Annotated in this window: 15 protein-coding genes; all 15 read left to right on the forward strand. The window is 30.9% G+C overall.

Annotated elements, in window-relative coordinates:
- The first annotated feature begins 13 nt into the window (after window positions 1-13).
- The 15 genes from ACIQZ1_RS02845 to ACIQZ1_RS02915 all read left to right on the forward strand — a co-directional run bounded on the left by ACIQZ1_RS02845 (window position 14) and on the right by ACIQZ1_RS02915 (window position 21,395).
- Window positions 14-3,037, forward strand: coding sequence for an amidohydrolase family protein (locus ACIQZ1_RS02845; RefSeq protein ID WP_396158872.1), 3,024 nt, complete (start codon window positions 14-16; stop codon window positions 3,035-3,037).
- Window positions 3,038-3,118: 81 nt separating this feature from the next.
- Entirely contained in the window at window positions 3,119-4,435 is a 1,317-nt protein-coding gene (locus ACIQZ1_RS02850; RefSeq protein WP_396158874.1) for an amidohydrolase family protein, read from the forward strand.
- A gap of 111 nt (window positions 4,436-4,546) precedes the next feature.
- Window positions 4,547-5,335: a TrmH family RNA methyltransferase gene (locus tag ACIQZ1_RS02855; protein ID WP_396158876.1), complete on the forward strand. Its 789-nt coding sequence runs from the start codon at window positions 4,547-4,549 to the stop codon at window positions 5,333-5,335.
- A gap of 124 nt (window positions 5,336-5,459) precedes the next feature.
- Window positions 5,460-6,989, forward strand: a complete 1,530-nt coding sequence (locus ACIQZ1_RS02860; protein ID WP_396158878.1) for a serine hydrolase — start codon at window positions 5,460-5,462, stop codon at window positions 6,987-6,989.
- A 151-nt stretch (window positions 6,990-7,140) separates the two neighbouring features.
- The gene (locus ACIQZ1_RS02865) at window positions 7,141-9,360 is read left to right on the forward strand and encodes a RelA/SpoT family protein (protein ID WP_396158880.1); all 2,220 of its coding nucleotides are present in this window, start codon (window positions 7,141-7,143) and stop codon (window positions 9,358-9,360) included.
- Between the two features lie 103 nt (window positions 9,361-9,463).
- On the forward strand, window positions 9,464-9,901 hold the full coding sequence (locus ACIQZ1_RS02870; RefSeq protein WP_396158882.1) for a Fur family transcriptional regulator: 438 nt from the start codon (window positions 9,464-9,466) through the stop codon (window positions 9,899-9,901).
- A 56-nt stretch (window positions 9,902-9,957) separates the two neighbouring features.
- Window positions 9,958-11,229, forward strand: a complete 1,272-nt coding sequence (locus tag ACIQZ1_RS02875; RefSeq protein WP_396158883.1) for an adenylosuccinate synthase — start codon at window positions 9,958-9,960, stop codon at window positions 11,227-11,229.
- A 207-nt stretch (window positions 11,230-11,436) separates the two neighbouring features.
- Window positions 11,437-13,131: an OstA-like protein gene (locus ACIQZ1_RS02880; RefSeq protein WP_396158885.1), complete on the forward strand. Its 1,695-nt coding sequence runs from the start codon at window positions 11,437-11,439 to the stop codon at window positions 13,129-13,131.
- Between the two features lie 39 nt (window positions 13,132-13,170).
- Complete coding sequence (locus ACIQZ1_RS02885) at window positions 13,171-14,361, forward strand: aspartate aminotransferase family protein (RefSeq protein WP_396158887.1); 1,191 nt, start codon at window positions 13,171-13,173, stop codon at window positions 14,359-14,361.
- A 202-nt stretch (window positions 14,362-14,563) separates the two neighbouring features.
- Complete coding sequence (locus tag ACIQZ1_RS02890) at window positions 14,564-15,958, forward strand: tetratricopeptide repeat protein (protein ID WP_396158911.1); 1,395 nt, start codon at window positions 14,564-14,566, stop codon at window positions 15,956-15,958.
- Window positions 15,959-15,966: 8 nt separating this feature from the next.
- Window positions 15,967-16,611 carry a VTT domain-containing protein gene (locus ACIQZ1_RS02895; RefSeq protein WP_396158889.1) on the forward strand — a complete coding sequence of 215 codons (645 nt, stop codon included), beginning with the start codon at window positions 15,967-15,969 and terminating at the stop codon, window positions 16,609-16,611.
- A gap of 5 nt (window positions 16,612-16,616) precedes the next feature.
- Entirely contained in the window at window positions 16,617-17,375 is a 759-nt protein-coding gene (locus ACIQZ1_RS02900) for a shikimate dehydrogenase family protein (RefSeq protein ID WP_396158891.1), read from the forward strand.
- 85 nt (window positions 17,376-17,460) lie between these two features.
- Complete coding sequence (locus tag ACIQZ1_RS02905; RefSeq protein ID WP_396158893.1) at window positions 17,461-19,419, forward strand: DUF349 domain-containing protein; 1,959 nt, start codon at window positions 17,461-17,463, stop codon at window positions 19,417-19,419.
- A gap of 245 nt (window positions 19,420-19,664) precedes the next feature.
- A complete protein-coding gene (locus tag ACIQZ1_RS02910; protein WP_396158895.1) occupies window positions 19,665-21,002 on the forward strand; it encodes a 2TM domain-containing protein in 1,338 nt (445 codons plus the stop codon).
- 78 nt (window positions 21,003-21,080) lie between these two features.
- On the forward strand, window positions 21,081-21,395 hold the full coding sequence (locus tag ACIQZ1_RS02915; RefSeq protein WP_396158897.1) for a 2TM domain-containing protein: 315 nt from the start codon (window positions 21,081-21,083) through the stop codon (window positions 21,393-21,395).
- Window positions 21,396-21,438 lie beyond the last annotated feature (43 nt).

Below are 21,438 nucleotides of genomic sequence, written 5' to 3' on the forward strand. Positions count from 1 at the left end.
AAAAACAAAAACTATGCGAATATTTAATTTCTTACTAACAATTTTAGCTATTAATTTAGGTTTCGGCCAAAATTATTTCCCAAAAAATGATGGGGTCAAGCAAACCTACAAAAATCCAGTTGCTATAACTAATGCTACTATTTACTCCTCTTCAACAGTTAAAATTGAAAATGCAACTCTTTTATTTGATGGAGATAAAATTTTAGAAATCGGAACACAAATTTCAATTCCTAAAAACGCAATAATAATTGATGCTACAGGGAAAACCATTTATCCTTCATTTATTGATTTATATACTGAATTTGGAATTCAAAAACCACAAAGAAAATCCTCAAATTCAAGATCGCCACAATACGATTCTGAAAGAAATGGCTATTATTGGAACGACCACATTAGAGCTGATTTTAATGCTTATGAAAATATAAATTACGATGAAAAAGCAGCGAAAGATTTAAGAGAAACTGGATTTGGAACGGTTTTAAGTTTTAATAACGATGGAATTGTAGCCGGAACAGGATTACTTTGGACATTAAATGACATCGAAAACAATGGCGTTAGAATTTTAAATAATAAAATATCACAACACTTAACTTTTAAAAGAAGTTCGCTTTCTGGACAATCCTACCCTTCTTCTTTAATGGGAAGTATGGCATTAATTCGTCAATTGTATCACGATGCAAAATGGTATGCTGCAGGAGGTTCAAAAACAAAAGATATTTCATTAGACGTATTTAATCAAAATAAAAATTTACTTCAAATATTTAATGCTGGTGATAAGTTAAATATCTTAAGAGCAGATAAAATTGGTGACGAATTCGGTATAAACTATCTAATTAAGGGTAGCGGAAACGAATTAGAACGAATCGAAGAAATTAAAAAAACAAATGCTTCATTAATTATTCCAATTAACTTTCCTGATGCCTATGACGTTTCCGATTCATTTTTAGCAGAACAAGTGGTTTTGTCTGATATGAAATTTTGGAATCAAGCGCCATATAATCCGAAAGTACTAGCTGAAAATAATATTAATTTTGCATTAACAACTGCAGATTTAAAAAATTCAAAAGATTTTTTATCCAACTTAAGAAAAGCCGTAGAATTTGGTTTTTCGAAAGAAAAAGCATTAGCAGCCTTAACGGAAATTCCAGCAAAAATTGCTAACCAAACAAATATTGGTTCCTTAAAAAAAGGAAATTTAGCCAATTTTATTATTGTTAGTGGTGATATTTTCGAATCAAAAAACACTATACAAGAAAATTGGGTACAAGGAAATAGATTTATAATCGAAAAAATTCAACCTTCAGATATTAGAGGTAAATACGATTTAATTTTAGATTCCAACACATACGATTTAGCCATTGAAGGTGAAATCACAAAATTAGAAGCTAAAATTTCGCAAGATAAAATAGAGTTCGGAACAAAAATTACATACAACGATCCTTGGATTACGATGGTAGTTAGAGGAAAAGATACAATTTCATCGAAATTTATTAGAATTTCTGGATTAAAATCTGAGACCGGTTTATCTGGAAAAGCGTTTTTAGAAAACGGAAAAGAAGTAGCTTGGAGTGCTGTTAAAAAACCAGCGACTACTGAATTAAAAAAAGAAGCTACTTCGGATAAAAAAGATGAAAAGAAAACACCTGTTTTTTATCCTATTACTTTTCCAAATATAGCTTTTGGAAATTTAACTAAACCTAAACAAGAAACAATACTATTTAAAAACGCAACAGTTTGGACAGGAGAAAAAGAAGGGATCTTAAAAGAAACCGATGTCTTAATTGAAAACGGAAAAATTATTAAAATTGGCAAAAACTTACCACAAAAAGGAAAAGTTATTGATGCCACTGGCAAGCATTTAACCGCTGGAATTATTGATGAACATTCGCACATTGCCATTTCAAATGGAGTAAATGAAGGCGGGCAAAATTCATCAGCTGAAGTAACTATTGAAGATGTAGTAAATTCTGAAGATATAAACATTTACAGAAATTTAGCTGGTGGGGTAACTTCTGCTAACTTATTACACGGTTCTGCCAATCCGATTGGTGGAAGAGCTGCATTTATCAAGTTAAAATGGGGATACAATCCAGATGAAATGTTAGTTAAAGATGCGCCTAAATACATTAAATTCGCTCTTGGTGAAAATGTAAAGCAATCCAATTGGGGTGATATTGAGAGACTACGCTTCCCTCAATCCAGAATGGGTGTAGAACAAGTATATGAAGACTATTTTTCACGAGCAATGGCATATCAAAAAGAATGGGATGCATACAACACAAACAAAAATAAAATTGCACCTCGTTTTGATATAGAATTAGAAACCTTAAGTCAAATTTTAAATAAAAAACGTTTTATTACTTGTCATTCATATGTGCAATCGGAAATAAATATGTTACTAAAAGTAGCTGAAAAATATAATTTTAAAATTCAAACATTCACTCATATTTTAGAAGGCTATAAAGTGGCAGACAAAATGGCTAAACACGGTGTTGGTGGTTCTACTTTCGCAGATTGGTGGGGTTATAAATATGAAGTAAATGATGCCATTCCGTATAATGCAGCACTTATGAATACTGTTGGCGTAACGGTTTCTATCAATTCTGATGATGCTGAAATGTCAAGAAGATTGAATCAAGAAGCAGCAAAAACATTAAAATATGGTGGTGTAACGGAAGAAGCGGCTTGGAATTTTGTAACCTTAAATCCTGCTAAATTATTACAAGTGGATGATAAAGTGGGCAGTATAAAAGTAGGTAAAGATGCCGATGTTGTACTTTGGTCTGACAATCCTTTAACGATTTATGCCACTGTAGAAAAAACAATAGTTGACGGAACTATTTTCTTCGATTTAGATCAAGAAAATGCCAAAAATGAAACGGTTCAAAAAGAAAGAAATGAATTAATTAATTTAATGTTAGAAGCTAAAAACAAAGGATTAAAAACACAAGAACCAAAGAAAAAATCGAGCGGACATTACCACTGTGATACACTTGGTGAAAAATGCAGAGAATTTCACGCTAAATACAATAATTAATAAATATTACACTATTTTTCAACACAGATTTCACAGATTAAATTAATTTCAAAAATCTGTGTTATAAAAAATTAATATAAAATGAGAAAACTAACATACATTTTAGCACTAACTACTTTAATTAGTTTTGCACAACAAACACCAGCGCCAAAGCAAACAAAATCGATTTTAATCATGGGTGGAACGGCGCATTTAGGTAACGGGAAAATTCAAGAAAACAGTTTAATATCCATTGTTGATGGGAAAATTGCTTCTGTTTCAGATGCAACTGTTACTAAAATTGCCAAACACGATATTGTGATTCAAGCAAATGGAAAGCATATATATCCGGGGTTCATCGCACCAAATTCTACTTTAGGATTAGTTGAAATTGATGCCGTTAGAGCTTCAGATGACGAAAGTGAAATTGGAGAATTTAACCCACATATTAGAAGTTTAATTGCATATAATTCTGAATCAAAACTAACCGAATCAGCAAGACCAAATGGCGTTTTATTAGCACAAATTACACCACGTGGTGGAAGAATTTCTGGAACTTCTTCTGTGGTTCAATTTGATGCTTGGAATTGGGAAGACGCTGTGATAAAAGAAAATGACGGAATTCATATGCGATGGCCAAATAGTTATGCTCGATTAGGTTGGTGGGCAGAACCAGGTGGCATTGAATCGAACAAAAAATATGACGAGCAAACCAAAGGCATTCAACAGTTTTTTGACAATGCGTTTAATTATTTAAAATCAGATAAAAAAACAAAAGACATTCCTTATGATGCGATGAATGGGTTACAAAGCGGTGAAAAAACGTTGTTTGTAAACGCAAATGGTGAAAAAGAAATTACGGATATTATCTTATTCAAAAAGAAAAACAATATTAAAAAATTAGTCATTATTGGTGGATATAACGCGCACAAGATTGCCGATTTATTAAAAGAAAATAATGTGTCTGTTTTATTGAGAAGAGTGCACGATGTTCCAAATTCGGAAGATGAAGATGTGAATTTACCGTACAAAATTGCTAAAATCTTAACTGAAAAAGGGATTGTAGTTGGATTAGAAAACGCGGGCGATATGGAACGCATGCAAACGAGAAATATTCCGTTTTACGCCGGTACATGTGCCGCTTGGGGAATGAACAAAGAAGAGGCGTTAAAATTAATAACATCAAACACCGCTAAAATTTTAGGAATTGATGCCAAATACGGAACCTTAGAGGCTGGAAAAAGCGCTACGCTATTTATTTCAGAAGGTGATGCTTTAGATATGAAAACAAACAAATTATCACACGCTTTTATTGATGGACGACAAATTAGCTTAGAAAGTCATCAAACCGAATTATACGAAAGATATAAAGGGAAGTTTGAAAGTGAAGGTTCCTCAAAATCGGAAGTAAAAAACTAATTTACAAATAAATAATTTTAAAGTCGCAAAGCCATTCGTTTTGCGACTTTGTTTTTATCCCTAAAAAGGATAACTTTGTAACATAGATACTCAGCAACTTAGTCACTCAAAATGAAACAAATCACTTCCATTCAAAATCCGTTTGTAAAAAACTTAGTTTTATTGCAAGACAAAGCCAAAGCACGAAAACAATCGGGAACATTTATTATTGAAGGACAACGTGAAATTGAATTAGCCATAAAAGGCGGTTACGAATTAGAAACAGTACTTTTTTGTCCAGAATTATCTGGAAAATCTGAACATCTGAAAATTGAAATAGCTGAACATCTCAAAATAGAAATTTCGAAAGAAGTCTACCAAAAATTAGCATATCGCGATACAACAGAAGGAATTATCGCCATTGCCAAATCGAAACCTTTGCATTTATCCGATTTAAAATTATCTAAAAATCCATTAATTTTAGTTGCAGAAGGATTAGAAAAACCAGGAAATTTAGGTGCTTTATTACGTACCGCAGATGCAGCCAATATTGATGCCGTTATTATAGCCAATCCAAAATCAGATTTGTACAATCCTAATATTGTGCGTTCCAGTGTGGGTTGTTTATTTACACGTCAAATTGCCGTGGCGACTTCAGAGGAAGCAATTGCATATTTAAAAGAAAACAACATAAATATTTATTGTGCGACTTTGCAAGATTCAGCCACGTATCACACACAAAATTATAATGAACCTACCGCTTTAGTTGTAGGAACGGAAGCAACAGGAATTACAGAGGTTTGGCGAAAAAATTCAACCAAAAACATTAACATTCCGATGCAAGGCATTATCGATTCTATGAATGTTTCGGTAGCGGCGGCTATTTTGCTATTCGAAGCCAAAAGACAACGTGGGTTTTAATTCGTCAATTTTCAATATGACAATGTGCCAATAAAAACAACACAGATTTAAGAAATTTTAAAAATTTTAATAATTCCTTAAATCTGTATTTCAAAATAAAACAACAAACCAAAAACATCATAAAATGAAAAAAATAATATTAATCTCACTTCTAACAACATTCAATGCTTTTTCTCAAATAACTGAAAAACAAATTGATGAAGTAGCGGAAAATACACTAAAAGCTTTTAACGTTCCTGGAGTTGCAGTTGCTGTGGTAAAAGACGGTAAAATCATACACAGTAAAGGGTATGGTGTAAAATCTATTCTAAGAAAAGATAAAGTAGATGGAAACACACTTTTTGGAGTAGCCTCAAATAGTAAAGCATTTACAACAGCTGCAATTGCGATGTTAGTTGACGAAGGAAAAATGAATTGGGACGACAAAGTTGTAAAATACTTACCTAATTTTAAAATGTACAATGAGTATGTTACGCAAGAATTCACGGTTCGTGATTTGGTTACACACCGAAGTGGCTTAGGTTTAGGTGCTGGAGATTTAATGATTTGGCCTGACGGAAGTAATTTCAAACCGAAAGATATTATTGAAAATTTACAGTATTTAAAACCCGTTTCTGCTTTTAGAACCAAATATGATTATGACAATTTATTATATATCGTGGCTGGTGAAGTAATTGAAAAAGTTAGTGGATTAACTTGGTGCGATTTTATAGAAACCAAAATGATGAAACCTCTTGAAATGAATAATAGTGCAGGTTCATTTTTACGTTTAAAAGACACGACAAATATCATTGATCCACACGTGCCAACGGATGGTAAATTAAAAGTAATTTCGCGTTATAAAAATCAAACTTTTGATGCTGCTGCTGGAATTTATTCTTCTGTAAACGATATGAGTAAATGGATGATTATGCAATTGCAACAAGGTAAATATGGTTCTGAAAAACAATTCAAATTATTTTCAGAAGCACAACATAACGAAATGTGGCAGTTACAAACTATCATTCCGGCTAAAACAAGAGAGCCTTATTTTACTCATTTTTCTGGTTATGGATTAGGTTGGTTTTTAAGCGATGTTAAGGGTTACAAACAAGTTACTCATACTGGTGGATTAGAAGGTATTGTTACACAAGTTACGCTTTTACCTGAATTAAATTTAGGTATTGTTGTGCTTACAAATCAGCAATCGGGAGCGGCTTTTAATGCTATAACAAACACCATAAAAGATGCTTATCTAAAAATTGAGTACAAAGATTATGTGAAAATTTTTAGTGACCGAGAAAAAAACAATATTGCAGAAGCAGACAAAGTAACCAGTGAAGTTTGGGCAAAAATAGCCGAAAACAAAAAGAATAAAGTGAAAGTTGAAACAAAAAACTATATGGGTACTTATACGGACAATTGGTTTGGAAACATTACTATTTCTGAGAAAAAAGGAAAAATGTATTTCAATTCAGAACGTTCGCCACAATTGGCTGGTGAAATTTTCTTTTACAAAGACAATACATTTGCCGTAAAATGGTTCAATCGCAGCTTTAATGCCGATGCTTTAATCACTTTTACTTCTAACAATACAAATATTAAAATGGCAGCTATCTCTGAATTAACCGATTTTAGCTACGATTTTCAAGATTTGGATTTTGTTAAGAAATAATATAAGTAACACAGATTTAAGGAATTATTAAAATTTATTTATTTCTTAAATCTGTGTTTTAAAAATTTAAATCCACCAACCATAATTTTTTAAAATTCTTTTTTGAAATCTAAATTTTAAACACTATTTTTATATTCTACAAAAATTGAATATGACAGAGATTGATTTAGAAGCTGAAAACAAAGCCATTGCCCAAGAATATAAAGAGTTACTTCGTATTAGTTATCAAAGCTTAACAGCTGATGATAAAAAGATAATTCGTAAGGCTTTTGATGTGGCAGTGGATGCGCATAAAGAACAAAGAAGAAAATCTGGAGAAGCCTATATTTTTCATCCTATTGCTGTTGCAAAAATTGTAGCGTCTCAAATTGGTTTGGGTTCAACAGGTATTGCCTCTGCCCTACTTCACGATGTGGTAGAAGATACCGACATTACCATTTCTGACATTGAAAAAATGTTTAATCCTAAAATTGCTAAAATTGTTGAAGGATTAACCAAAATTCCGAAAGTAAAAAACGACCAAGAAATTTCGCTTCAAGCAGAAAATTTCAGAAAAATGCTACTTACGCTTAATGATGACGTTAGAGTAATTTTAATAAAACTTGCCGATAGATTGCACAATATGCAAACTATGGATGGTATGTCTGACTACAAACAAGCGAAAATTGCATCGGAAACTTTATATATTTATGCGCCTTTAGCTCATAGATTAGGACTTTACAATATTAAAACGCAATTAGAAGATTTAGGTTTAAAGTACACAGAACCAGAAGTTTACGCTGACATTGTTAGCAAAATCAAAGAAACCAAAGAAGAGCAAGACTCATATATAAAATCTATTTCAGATATTTTAAGTCAATCTATGACTACGGAAGGCATTGATTTTATAATTAAAGGTCGACCAAAATCGATTTACTCAATCCGTAGAAAAATGAAAGTTCAAGGGGTAACTTTTGATGAAGTATACGATAAATTTGCGCTTAGAATTATTTACAAATCCAATCTTCACGATGAAAAATTTATAGCTTGGAAAATTTATTCTGTGGTTACAGACCATTACAGACCTAGTCCAAGTCGTTTACGCGATTGGATTTCTTCACCAAAATCTACAGGTTACGAAGCATTGCACATTACTGTAATGGGACCATTAGGACGTTGGGTAGAAATTCAAGTTCGAAGTGAACGCATGGATGAAATTGCAGAAAAAGGCTATGCGGCACATTACAAATATAAAAACGGAGCAACTGAAGAAAATAGCCTAGAAATTTGGTTAAACCAACTTAAAGAAGCGCTTGAAAATTCTAACAATAATGCCGTAGATTTTGTAGAAGATTTTAAACTGAATTTATATGCTAAAGAAATATATATTTTTACACCAAAAGGTGAAATAAAATCGTTACCAAAAGGAGCTACTTCCCTCGATTTTGCTTTTAGTATTCACTCGGAAATTGGCGTAAAAACGCGAGGCACAAAAGTAAATGGTAAATTAGTACCGTTAAATCATATACTAAATAGTGGCGATCAGGTGGAAATTATTACTTCGCAAAATCAAAAACCAACAATTCAGTGGCTCGATTTTGTTACCACAGCTCGTGCAAAAAATAAAATCAAAAATGTATTAAACGAAGACATTAAAAAAATTGGCGAAGAAGGTCGAGAAATTTTAACCAGAAAATTACGCCATTTAAAAATTACTTTAAATGAGAAGTCAATTAATGAACTAGTAAATTATTTCAAATTAAAAACCAGTTTAGATTTGTTTTATCGTGTTGGAATTGGGGCAATTGAAAATCAACAATTACGAGATTATGCGGCACAAAAAAGCAATACATTAGTTAACTTTTTTAAGAAAACCATAAAAAGAAGTGCCAGTTCTTCTGTTGAAAAAAATCAAAAAAACAAAACGAATGAAAAACTAGACTTATTGGTTTTTGGAACAGAACAAAGCAAATTAGAATACAATTTATCACCTTGTTGTAGCCCGATTCCTGGAGATCATGTTTTTGGTTTTGTAACGATAAATGATGGAATAAAGGTTCATAAAATGGATTGTCCAAATGCCATAAGTTTACAATCTAACTTTGCTTACCGAATTGTGCAAGCCAAATGGATTGATTCTACTCAAGAAGAATTTAATGCTATTCTAAAAATCACTGGAATGGATGTTATGGGTTTAACCAATCAGTTAACCAAAGTCATTTCAAATCAAATGCACGTAAACATTCAAAGTATTAGTTTAAATTCTGAAGCAGGTATCTTTAAGGGACAAATTACTGTAATGGTGCAAAATAATGTCATTCTAAAAAAGTTAATTGAGAACATCAAAACCGTGGAAGGTATTGATAAAGTTACTAGAGTTTACAATAGTTAATAAAATGAAATTGAAAGATATATTACGTTAATAATTAAAATATTTTTTTACTTTTCACTAATCACTTTTTACTATATTTGCATTTCTTTCATTTAAACATAAAATGGATATCAATCAAAATCAAGAAACGGTAAAAAACGTTTTTACAAAATACCTTGAAGAAAAAGGACATCGCAAAACGCCTGAACGTTATGCAATACTTCAAGAAATATACGAAAATCAAGAACATTTTGATATCGAATCTTTGTATATCAAAATGAAAAACAAAAATTATCGTGTTTCTCGTGCGACTTTATACAATACTATCGAATTATTATTAGATTGTAAATTAGTACGTCGCCATCAATTTGGACAAAATCAAGCACATTATGAAAAATCATATTTTGATAAACAACACGACCATATTATTTTAACAGATTCGGGAGAAGTAATTGAATTTTGCGACCCTCGTATTCAACAAATAAAACAAACAATGGAAGAAATGTTTGGAATAGATATAGAAACACATTCCTTATATTTTTACGGAACAAAAAAGAAATAAAAATACAGACAAATTAAATTTGTCTTTTCAATGCAAACAACACAAACAACAACACAATGAATGTAGATTTACTACTTGGATTACAATGGGGTGACGAAGGAAAAGGAAAAATCGTCGATGTATTAACTTCAAAATATGATATTATTGCGCGTTTTCAAGGCGGTCCGAATGCAGGACACACACTTGAATTTGATGGAATTAAACACGTTTTAAGAACCATTCCTTCTGGAATTTTTCATAAAAACAATGTAAATATCATTGGAAATGGCGTAGTAATGGATCCAGTGGTTTTTCAAACCGAAATTAAAGGATTAGAAAAATTTAATTTGGATGTTAAATCAAAATTATTTTTATCAAGAAAAGCACATTTAATTTTACCAACGCATCGTTTACTTGATGCTGCTTCGGAAGCTTCAAAAGGAAAAGCAAAAATTGGTTCTACATTAAAAGGAATAGGTCCTACTTATATGGACAAAACCGGTAGAAATGGTTTACGAATTGGCGATTTAGAAATGGCTGATTTCAAAGAAAGATATCGTGCTTTAGCTGACAAACACGAAGCAATGATAGCATTTTATGATGTAGATTTGCAATATAATTTAGCAGAAATGGAAGCTGAATTTTTCGCAGCAGTAGAAGAATTAAAAACATTAACTTTCATTGATTCTGAAGAATATTTAAACAAAGCTTTAAAAGCAGGTAAAACCATTTTAGCAGAAGGTGCACAAGGGTCTTTATTAGATGTGGATTTTGGAACCTATCCATTTGTAACTTCATCTAACACTACAGCAGCTGGAGCTTGTACAGGATTAGGAATTGCTCCAAACAGAGTAAAAGAAGTTTTTGGAATTTTTAAAGCCTACACCACTCGTGTAGGAAGCGGACCTTTCCCTACTGAACTATTTGACGAAGTGGGAGCGAATATGGCAAAAATCGGAAACGAATTTGGTTCAGTTACTGGTCGTGCCCGTCGTTGTGGATGGTTAGATTTAGTAGCCTTAAAATATGCTGTTGAAGTAAATGGTGTTACCGAATTATATATGATGAAAGGTGATGTATTATCTGGATTTGAAACGTTGAAAATTTGTACAGCATACAAGTACAAAGGAGAAGTTTTGAAACACTTCCCATACAACATCGAACCAGAGAACGTGCAACCAATCTACAAAGAAATGAAAGGTTGGCAAGCCGATTTAACCGGTATGACAACGTATGAAGAATTACCTTCAGAATTAAAGACTTACATCGAATTCATTGAAAAAGAATTAGAAGTGCCAATAAAAGTTGTTTCTGTAGGACCAGATAGAACTCAGACGATTACAAGATAAATTACACAATTTTGACAAACTGAACTCGTTTCAGTATCTCACATATTCAAAACCGCAGATTCGCAGATTATTCAAAATCTGAAATCTGCGGTTTATTTTTTTGTTTAAAATCTGACAAATCCGTATACCTATAAAAAAACCATAAAATATTCTTAATACGCATTCATTATTCTACATTTTACTTAAATTTGACAAAAAATTGAGAAATTGAGAAAATATTTATATGCTGTCGTTTTGGTATTTACCATTTGGTTTGGAAATGCTCAAACTACAAATCAACAAATTACTCCTTCAAATCCTAATGGGATAAAAATTTTACATTCTGATTTTATCGATAAAAATCAAAATGAAATTCCAGGTGCTATTATTTTTACAGGAAATGTTCAAGTGCAACATAATGGTGTTTTAATTAATTGCAATAAAGCGTATCATTATACCGATGAAGATTATGTAAAAGCCTTTGGAAATGTAATATTAAACCAAGGCGATACGATTGTAATGAATAGTCGTTATGCGGAATACAATGGGAAAACGCTTCAAGCATTTGCAACTGGAAATGTAAATTTGCGTTCGCCCGATTCTAATTTAACAACCGATACCATTTACTTTGACAGAAATAAACAAGAAGCCTTTTATAGAAGCTGGGGAACCATTCTAAATAAAGAAAATACTTTGAAAAGTAAATCTGGAAGATACTATATAAACAATAAAAAATACGTTTTCAAAACGGCAGTTACCGTTGTGAATCCGCAAGTTACTATTAAAACCAATAATTTAGAATTTTACGACAACTCAGGACACGCCTATGTTTACGGGCCAAGTACCATTACAAGTAAAGAGAATATAATATATACTGAAAATGGGTTTTATGACACTAAAAATGATGTTGGAAGGCTTTTAGATAAATCCAATATCGTTTATAACAATCGGAAAGTAGAAGGCGATATTATCAATTACGACCGAAAGAAAAATTTTGCAAAAGCGACCAATAATGTAAAAATTACGGATACAATTAACAATATGATTGCTACAGGACATTACGCTGAAGTATATCGAAATATTGGCGGCACTAAAAAAGATTCGATGTTTATTACCAAAAAAGCGTTAGTAAAAACATTAGTAGAAAAAGATACAATGTATTTACACGGAAAAAAAATATTGGTTACAGGTCCGCAAGAAGATAGAACCATTAGAGCTTTTAACAATGTACGATTTTTTAAAACGGATATGAGTGGAAAATGCGATTCTATTCATTCGAATAATAAAACACAACTCACAAAACTAATTGGAAGACCAGTAGTTTGGAATGCCGACAATCAAATGACGGGAGACGTAATTCATTTAATAGGAAATAATAAAACTGAGAAATTAGATTCCTTAAAAATACTCAATAATGCATTTTTGGTTCAAAAAGATACGTTAAGTGAGGACAATTTCAATCAAGTGAAAGGCCAATTTTTATACGGAAAGTTTAGAGATAACAAATTATACGAAGTAGATTTAATCAAAAATACAGAGAAAATTTATTTTATGTATAACGATGAAAATGAAATGGTTGGAATTGATAAGGGCGTTTCAAGTAGCATCAATATGCAATTGGAAAACAACAAAATTTTAGAACTAACTTCTATCAAACAAATTTTAAGCGACACATATCCGGATAAAGAATTCCCAAAAAACGCAAGGCGACTTAGAGGTTTTATTTGGCGAATAGATGAAAAAATCACTTCTTTAGAGAATATTTTTCCTGAAGAAGAAAAAACCATCGACGAAAAAGTAAAAATCGAAACCAAAAAGAAAGAAAAAGAAGAGAAAAAACCTATGTCCGTCCTAAAAGAAACTACGGATTATGGAAAAAAAGTAGGAAGTAAAAAGGAAAAAGTGAAAAGTAAAAAGCAATAAATTTCATCACCTTTAACTCTTCAACTAATACCCAAAAAAATGATAAACGATTTCTTTAAATATCAAGCACAAACCTCTCCTCACCCATTAGCTATGGAAATTTCTTATGCTAAAGGTTCTTATATTTATGATACTTCTGGAAATAAATATTTAGATTTTGTAGCAGGTGTTTCAGCGTGTAGTTTAGGACATCAAAATGAGCGTGTTAACAATGCTATAAAAGACCAATTAGACAAATATTCTCACGTTATGGTGTACGGCGAATATGCCCAACATCCAGCAACCGAATATTGTAAATTATTAGCCGAACATCTACCCTATCCATTGAAAAAAACGTATTTGGTAAATTCGGGTACTGAAGCTACAGAAGGTGCTTTAAAATTAGCCCGAAGAGTTACTGGTAGAAGTCAATTTATATCTTGTCATAATGCGTATCACGGAAATACAATGGGAAGTTTAAGTGTTATGGGTTTTGAAGAACGCAAACAAGTATTTAGACCATTAGTACCAGATGTCGATTTCATTACGTTTAATAACGAAGAAGACATACAGAAAATCACAACGAAAACAGCTGGAATTATCTTAGAATCCATTCAAGGTGGCGCAGGTTTTATTCAACCTCAAAATGATTTTTTAAAGAAAGTTAGAGCACGATGTACCGAAGTTGGCGCCATGTTAATTATAGACGAAATTCAACCCGGATTTGGTCGTACCGGAAAATTATTCGGCTTTGAAAATTACGATTGTGTTCCAGATATTTTAGTTATCGGAAAAGGAATGGGCGGTGGCATGCCAGTTGGCGCATTTGTAGCTTCTGAAGCACATATGGATTTATTATACGATAATCCGAAGTTAGGTCATATCACTACTTTTGGTGGACATCCTGTAATTGCCGCAGCTTGTTTGGCAACATTACAAGAAATTACTGAAACGAATTTAATAGCCGAAACACTTGAAAAAGAAAAACTTTTCAGAAAATTATTGGTACACCCTTTAATAACAGAAGTTCGTGGAAAAGGATTAATGTTAGCTACAATGACAAAAAACGCAAACATTACAAACGAAGTTATTTTACGATGTCACAAACGTGGTTTAATTTTATTTTGGTTACTATTTGAAGGAACCGCCATCCGAATTACACCTCCATTAACCATTTCCAATCAAGAAATTGAAGAAGGTTGTAAATTATTATTAGAAGTTATGGATGAAGTTCAAACTTTGAATCTATAAAACTCAAGTATTAATTTTTAAACACAGATTCAAAAAATCTTAAAAATTAATATAATTTCTCAAATCTGTGTTGTATAAAAACTATAATTGAACTTAAATTTTGTTAATTAAATTGTTCAAAAGATACACTTGGCAAAGAATTTGATAGCATTAAATTACGTAATTTTATTACTGTAACTTTTAAAAAGTTGTTGCTATGAATATGAGCCATAATGAAGAAGAGGAAGAAAACAAATTATCGCTTTCTAAATTCGAATCGATGCTAAAAACCAACAAGGTTTTTTTCTTTGATTCGGAAGAATTTGAAGATATTGTTTTGCATTATATGGATACGGGGCGAACCAATTTAGCAAAAAAAGCACTTCGATTGGGTTTAGAGCAACATCCAAAATCTACTGGATTAAAACTGGTTCACGTTGAGTTATTAATTTACGATGACAAAATTGAACAAGCTGAAAAAATCTTAAACGAAATCGCTTTGTTAGAACCAACAAATGAGGAAGTTTTTATTCAACGTGCCAACATTTGTTCCAAAAGAGACCAACATGAAAAAGCCATAGAGCATTTGCAAATTGCGCTTCGCTATACAGATGATGAAGCCGATGTGTACTCAATGATTGGTATGGAATACCTATTTATGGATAATTTGGAACTAGCGAAAGAGAATTTCATTTTATGCTTAGAAAATGATGAAGATGATTATTCTGCTTTATACAATGTAGTATATTGTTTTGATTTTTTAGACCAAAATCAAGAGGCAATAATCTATTTAGAAAACTTTATCGATAAAAACCCTTATAGTGAAGTGGCTTGGCATCAACTTGGACGTCAATTTTATGCTATAAAAAATTACGAAAAAGCCGTTTGGGCTTTTGATTATGCCTGCCTTATTGATGAAAGATTTTTAGGTGCTTTCTTAGAAAAAGCTAAATCATTAGAAAAACTTCAGCACTATCAAGACGCAATAGATTGCTATTTAATTACAATTGAATTAGATGATCCCACTTCATTTGCTTATTTAAGAATTGGGAAATGTTATGAAAAATTAGGAAATTCAGAACAAGCTTTGAATTTTTATTTAAAAACCGTACATGAAGATCCGTTGTTAGATAAAGCCTGGTTAGCTATTACCGATTTTTACCTCAAACAAAAAAACTATCAGAAATCGCTATATTACATCAATAAAGCCATTGGAATTGATGGCGAAAATTCATTATATTGGAGACGTTATGCAACTATCAATCAATTTTTAAATTTCTTTGAAGAAGCAGAAGAAGGTTACCGAAAAGCATTTGAAAACGGCGATATAGCATTAGATAATTTTCTTTTTTGGAGTGATGTTTTATATGTTTTAGGGGAAGTAAATGCTGCATTTGAAATCTTAAATCAAGCTAAAGAATTATATCCAAATGAAGCCGAAATTTTATATCGTTTAGTAGGTTTATTCTACAATATTGAGGAGGAAACTAACGCCATCGAAGCATTAGAAACGGCTTTAACAACCGATTTTAATAAAAATTATATACTAAAAGATGCTTTCCCACACGTTTGGGAATGCGAAACTGTACAAAATAGTATTAAAAAACATACACTATAAGCCCATCTATGGAAATTATCGAATTTTTATTGCATTTTTTAAAAGATCCCTTAACCATAATTACACAATTAATTGACCAATACAATACACTAATTTATTTTATTTTATTTTTAGTTGTTTTTGTTGAAACTGGTTTTGTAATAATGCCATTACTACCTGGTGATTCTATGCTTTTTGCCATTGGAGTAATTGCCGCTACAACAGGAAAATTAAGTTTAATAATCATAATTCCATTATTAATTCTAGCTGCATTATTAGGCGATAATTTAAACTATTTTGTTGGGCATAAATTTGGTGAGTTTATAAAAGAAAAAAAGAAAATACTTTTCTTAAAAAGAGAATATATTGAAAAAACGGAAGATTTCTTTGAAAAAAATGGAGGAAAAGCAGTGATAATGGCTCGTTTTGTGCCTATTGTAAGAACAATTGCACCCTTTGTAGCAGGAGCTGGAAGTATGAAATATAGAAATTATATTCTGAATTGTATTTTAGGCGCCGTACTTTGGGTAGCAGGAATTACACTTTTAGGTTATTTTTTAGGACAATTTGATGTGGTAAAAAACAACTTTGAAAAATTAGTTTTAGGTATTGTTTTGGTTTCAGTATTGCCAATTTTCATTAAAATTTTCAAATCCAGATTTAACAAAGCATAACGGAAATGAAGCATAAATCACAAAAGAAACAGCGCAAGTTTGGACTTATTGGAAAAAACATAAGTTATTCTTTTTCTAAAAAATACTTCTCCGAAAAATTTATTAATAATCATTTTCACAACTGTGAATATGAAAATTACGATATTAAAAATATTAAAGAAATTACTGAAATTATTGCTAAAACTAAAGGATTAGTTGGGTTAAATGTAACCATACCTTACAAAGAATCTATATTTCCATTTTTAGATAAAATTTCTAAAAATGCCAAAAAAATTGGAGCTGTAAATTGTATTACTATATCAAAAAATAAAAAACTTAAAGGATATAATACCGATTTTTATGGTTTTAAAAAATCAATTAAACCCTTATTGAAAAGTTACCATAAAAAAGCATTAATTTTAGGAACTGGTGGTGCCAGTAAAGCAGTAGCTTTCGCTTTAAAAAAACTATATATTGAATTTGATTTTGTATCTCGAAATCCATCAGAATATGAAATCGGTTACAACGAAATTAATGCCGCTATTTTTAATGAATATCAAATAATTATTAATACTACCCCATTAGGCACATTTCCAAATATTTCAGAATTCCCGAAATTAGATTATTCCTTATTTACTTCTAAACACATTGCTTTTGATTTGGTGTATAACCCAGAAGAAAGCGCCTTCTTAAAAAAAGCTAGAAAAGCAGGTGCTGTTACAAAAAACGGACATGAAATGTTACTTAATCAGGCCGAAAAAGCTTGGTTAATCTGGAACAAATAACATATAATTTGATATTTTTATTACAATTTCTTTGTATTTACCACCTCTTTTGGTATCTTCGAGCCCTTAACTTAAGCATTAAAACATGTTAGAAGAATTGAATGATAACCTGCAACAAGCAGATGGACAAGAAGAAACAACTTCAATTGAAAACCAAACACCTATTTCAGAAGAAACTGAATTAGAAAGTCAAGTTTTGGAAGTAACTGAAAATGAAACAATTTCGGAAAAATCAGAAGAAGAAACAACGGTTTCCGTACAAGATGAAATAGACAATCATTTGGCTGAAGCTAGTGAAGAAGGTTCTATTGATACCGATTTAGAAATTGAAGTTAAAGATTACGAAAAACTTTCTTTAGAAGAATTAGTTGATGAATTGGCAACTCTTGTAGGCCATGAAAAAGCCTTAGTTTTCAAAAATCAAATTGAAGATGTAAAAAAAGCATTTTTAAATCAATTTCATCAGTTACTTGAAGAAAAAAGAGCTGCCTTTTTTGCTGAAAATGAAACGTCTACAGAATTTGAATATCATTCACCTATAAAAGTAAAATTTGATCAATTGTTAGATACTTTTCGCAACAAGAGAAATACTAATTTTAAAAATATTGAAAATCAATTAAAAAATAATTTAACAGAGAAAACAGCTTTAATTGAAGAATTAAAAGCATTAATTGCTAGTAACGATTCTAATATTTCAGAAATGTTTAAAAAATTCAACGATATTAGAGATCGTTGGAAAAACTCTGGAGCTATACCAAAAGACAAGTATAATTTAGTTTGGAATAATTTTCATTTTCATGTAGATAGATTCTATGAAATTGTACATTTAGACAGAGAAATTAGAGATGCTGATTTTAAAAACAATTTAGAGCAGAAGTTAGAAATCATTGCAAAAGCAAAAATTTTAGTTGAGCAACCAGATGTGACTAAATCTTTCAGAGAACTACAGTTATTACACCGTGTTTGGAAAGAAGAAATCGGGCCTGTTGACAAAGAAAATAGAGAAAAAATTTGGCAAGAGTTTAGTGAAATCACTAAAATTCTTCATGATAAACGTGAAGCATTAGCTTCGCAGTTTAAAGAAAAAGAGCAAGAAAATTTAACTCGAAAAAATGAAATTATTGCTGAAGTAAATGCCTTAAGTACTGAAAAAGTTTCTAATCACGGCGAGTGGCAAAATCAAATTGTAAAATTAGAAGCGTTACGCGATGCATTCTTTAAAGCAGGGCGTGTTCCAGCTGAAGCTACTGAAGTTACTTGGAGTAATTTTAAAAATGCCGTTCGTTCTTTTAATGCTACGAAGAATTCTTTTTATAAAGATATTAAAAATGAACAACATCGTAATTTGGAATTGAAATTAGCCTTAATTGAGAAAGCAAAAGCTAATATCGATACGGAAGATTTTGATGCTACTACTCCAATAATGAAGCAAATTCAAGAAGAATGGAAAAAAATTGGTCATGTACCAAGAAAACTTTCTGATGAAATTTGGGAAACATTCAAAAAAACTTGTAATGCTTATTTTGACAGATTACATGAGTCAAGAAAAGAAGAAATCGGCGTAGAAGTTGAAGCGTTTGAAAAGAAAAAAGAATACTTAGAAATCGTTCGTGCATTTGAACTTGTAGGTGATCATAAAACAGATTTAGACGCAATTAAAGCACATATTGCCGCTTGGAAAGAGTTTGGTAAAGTACCTCAAAACCGTCGTCATATTGAAGGAAAATTCAATAAAATATTAGATGCTTTATTTGAAAAACTAAGTTTGTCTAAAAAAGACTCTGAAATGATGAAATTTAGTAATCGTTTAGAACAACTTTCGGAAGGAAACGACCAAAGAGCGATAGCTAATGAACAAATATTTATTAGAAGAAAAATTGATGAATTAAATCATGAAATCAATCAATTAGAAAACAATATTGGTTTCTTTAGCAACTCTAAAGGAAACAATCCGTTTATAAAAGAAGTACAAAAGAATATTGAAAAACATAAAGAGGAATTACAAACTTGGAAAGACAAACTAAAAAAGTTGACTAGTATTTAACTCATTTTCATTACACTTAAAAGACTGCTAATTGCAGTCTTTTTTTGTTATAAAAAGTATCAAACTTACAATTCATCCCTAAAAAATGACAGTTGGGTTACATATAATTTTTTAGATGAAATACTATATTGAATTTTGTATCAGAAATAATAGACCCAAATTATGATACAACTTATTCTTTATTTAATCGCAATTATTGTGCAATCACTTAATTTTTACTTAATTTTATACTAAACCTTTTTTCTATGTTTGATAAACTCATAAAAGAAATTCCTAGAGCGATAATTTTATCCATTGCTGTTTTTTTAGTTTTATTGGTTATAAAATTAATGACAGGCATAACCATTCAATTGAATGAATATTTACTTGTAAATTTTGGTTATACCATGTTATATGGATTAACGCTATATTTTGCCAATGCCTATTTATTCATTTATTTAGATGGCGTTTTTAAATTAGAACGATTCACAAAAAGTAGAATCATTATTGGATTCTTAGGTTCGTTTGTAATTTCTGTTTTTGCAATTTTTTTACTTAGAATTGTTGAAGATGTACTCATAAAAGGGGAACGTTTTGAGGTATTTATTCAAAATGAAACCTTGGCAAATTATGTGGTAACCATAATTATTACGTTTTTTGTAACCTTAGCGTTTCATGCGTTTTTCTTTTATAAAGCGTTTCAAGAAAATAAAGTAAACCAACAAAAAATCATTGCCGGAACAGCTTCGGCACAGTTTGAAAGTTTAAAAAACCAAATTGATCCGCATTTTTTGTTTAATAGTTTGAATGTATTGAGTTCGTTAATTGAAGAAAATCCAATTGCAGCACAAAAATTCACTACATCCTTATCAAAAGTATATCGCTATGTTTTAGAACAAAAAGATAAAGAATTGGTTTCGGTAGCAGAAGAATTAACCTTTGCCAAAACCTATATGAATTTACTTTTAATGCGATTTGAGAACAGCATCACATTTGAAATTCCTGAAAACATTGAGAACGATGAAGCAAAAGTGATTCCATTATCCTTACAATTATTGCTTGAAAATTGCATCAAACATAATGTAGTAAGTGAAATCAAACCGCTTCATATCAAAATTAGCATCGAAAATGGAGCGTTAGTCGTATCAAATAATTTACAAAAGAAAGACGTATTATCTGGCAGAAAAGGTGTTGGATTAGAAAATATTGTAAATCGATACGGAATTTTAACCAATAGAAAAGTTATAGTTGAAGAAAATGAAAATGAATTTAAAATAAGCTTACCCATATTAACCAAACAAATTTCAGTTATGGAAACCAACACACTATTTTCAGAAAATGCTGCTTACGCAAGAGCCAAAAAACGAGTAGAAGAATTGAAAGGCTTTTACGGAAATTTAACTGCTTATTGCATCGTAATTCCAACATTGGCAATAATTAATTACAATACATTTTGGGGATTCCAATGGTTTTGGTTCCCGATGTTAGGTTGGGGATTAGGCGTTTCATTTCATGCGTTTGGCGTTTTCGGATATGGAAAATCGTGGGAAGAACGAAAAATTCAAGAAATTGTGAATAAAGGAAAAAATAATAATTGGGAATAATAAATTCAAAAGCAATATCAATATCAATAACAAAATCAATTTCAAATTCAATAACAGTATCAAATTCAGTAAAAAATTATGGAAAATATAACTTCAGAACAAATTCGCTACGAGGAAGCGGTAAAACGAGTAAAAAAATTAAAAGGTTTTTATACACACGCATTAGTATATTTGGTAATTAATATTATGTTAGTCATTTTAAATATTCAAAACTTAAATGAAGGAGAAAGTTATTTTCAGTTTAAGAATTTTTTCACGGCTTTCTTTTGGGGGATTGGATTATTAGCGCATGGTTTGTCTACATTTTTGCCTTATTTTATTTTAGGAAAAGATTGGGAAGCACGAAAAATAAAAGAGTTAATGGAAAAGGAAAAAGCAAATAAGTGGGAGTAATATAATGTGTCAATTTGAAAATGTGCCAATTTGAAAATTTAAT

Origin of the sequence: Flavobacterium sp., assembly GCF_044341185.1 — a bacterium.
Lineage (GTDB): Bacteria > Bacteroidota > Bacteroidia > Flavobacteriales > Flavobacteriaceae > Flavobacterium.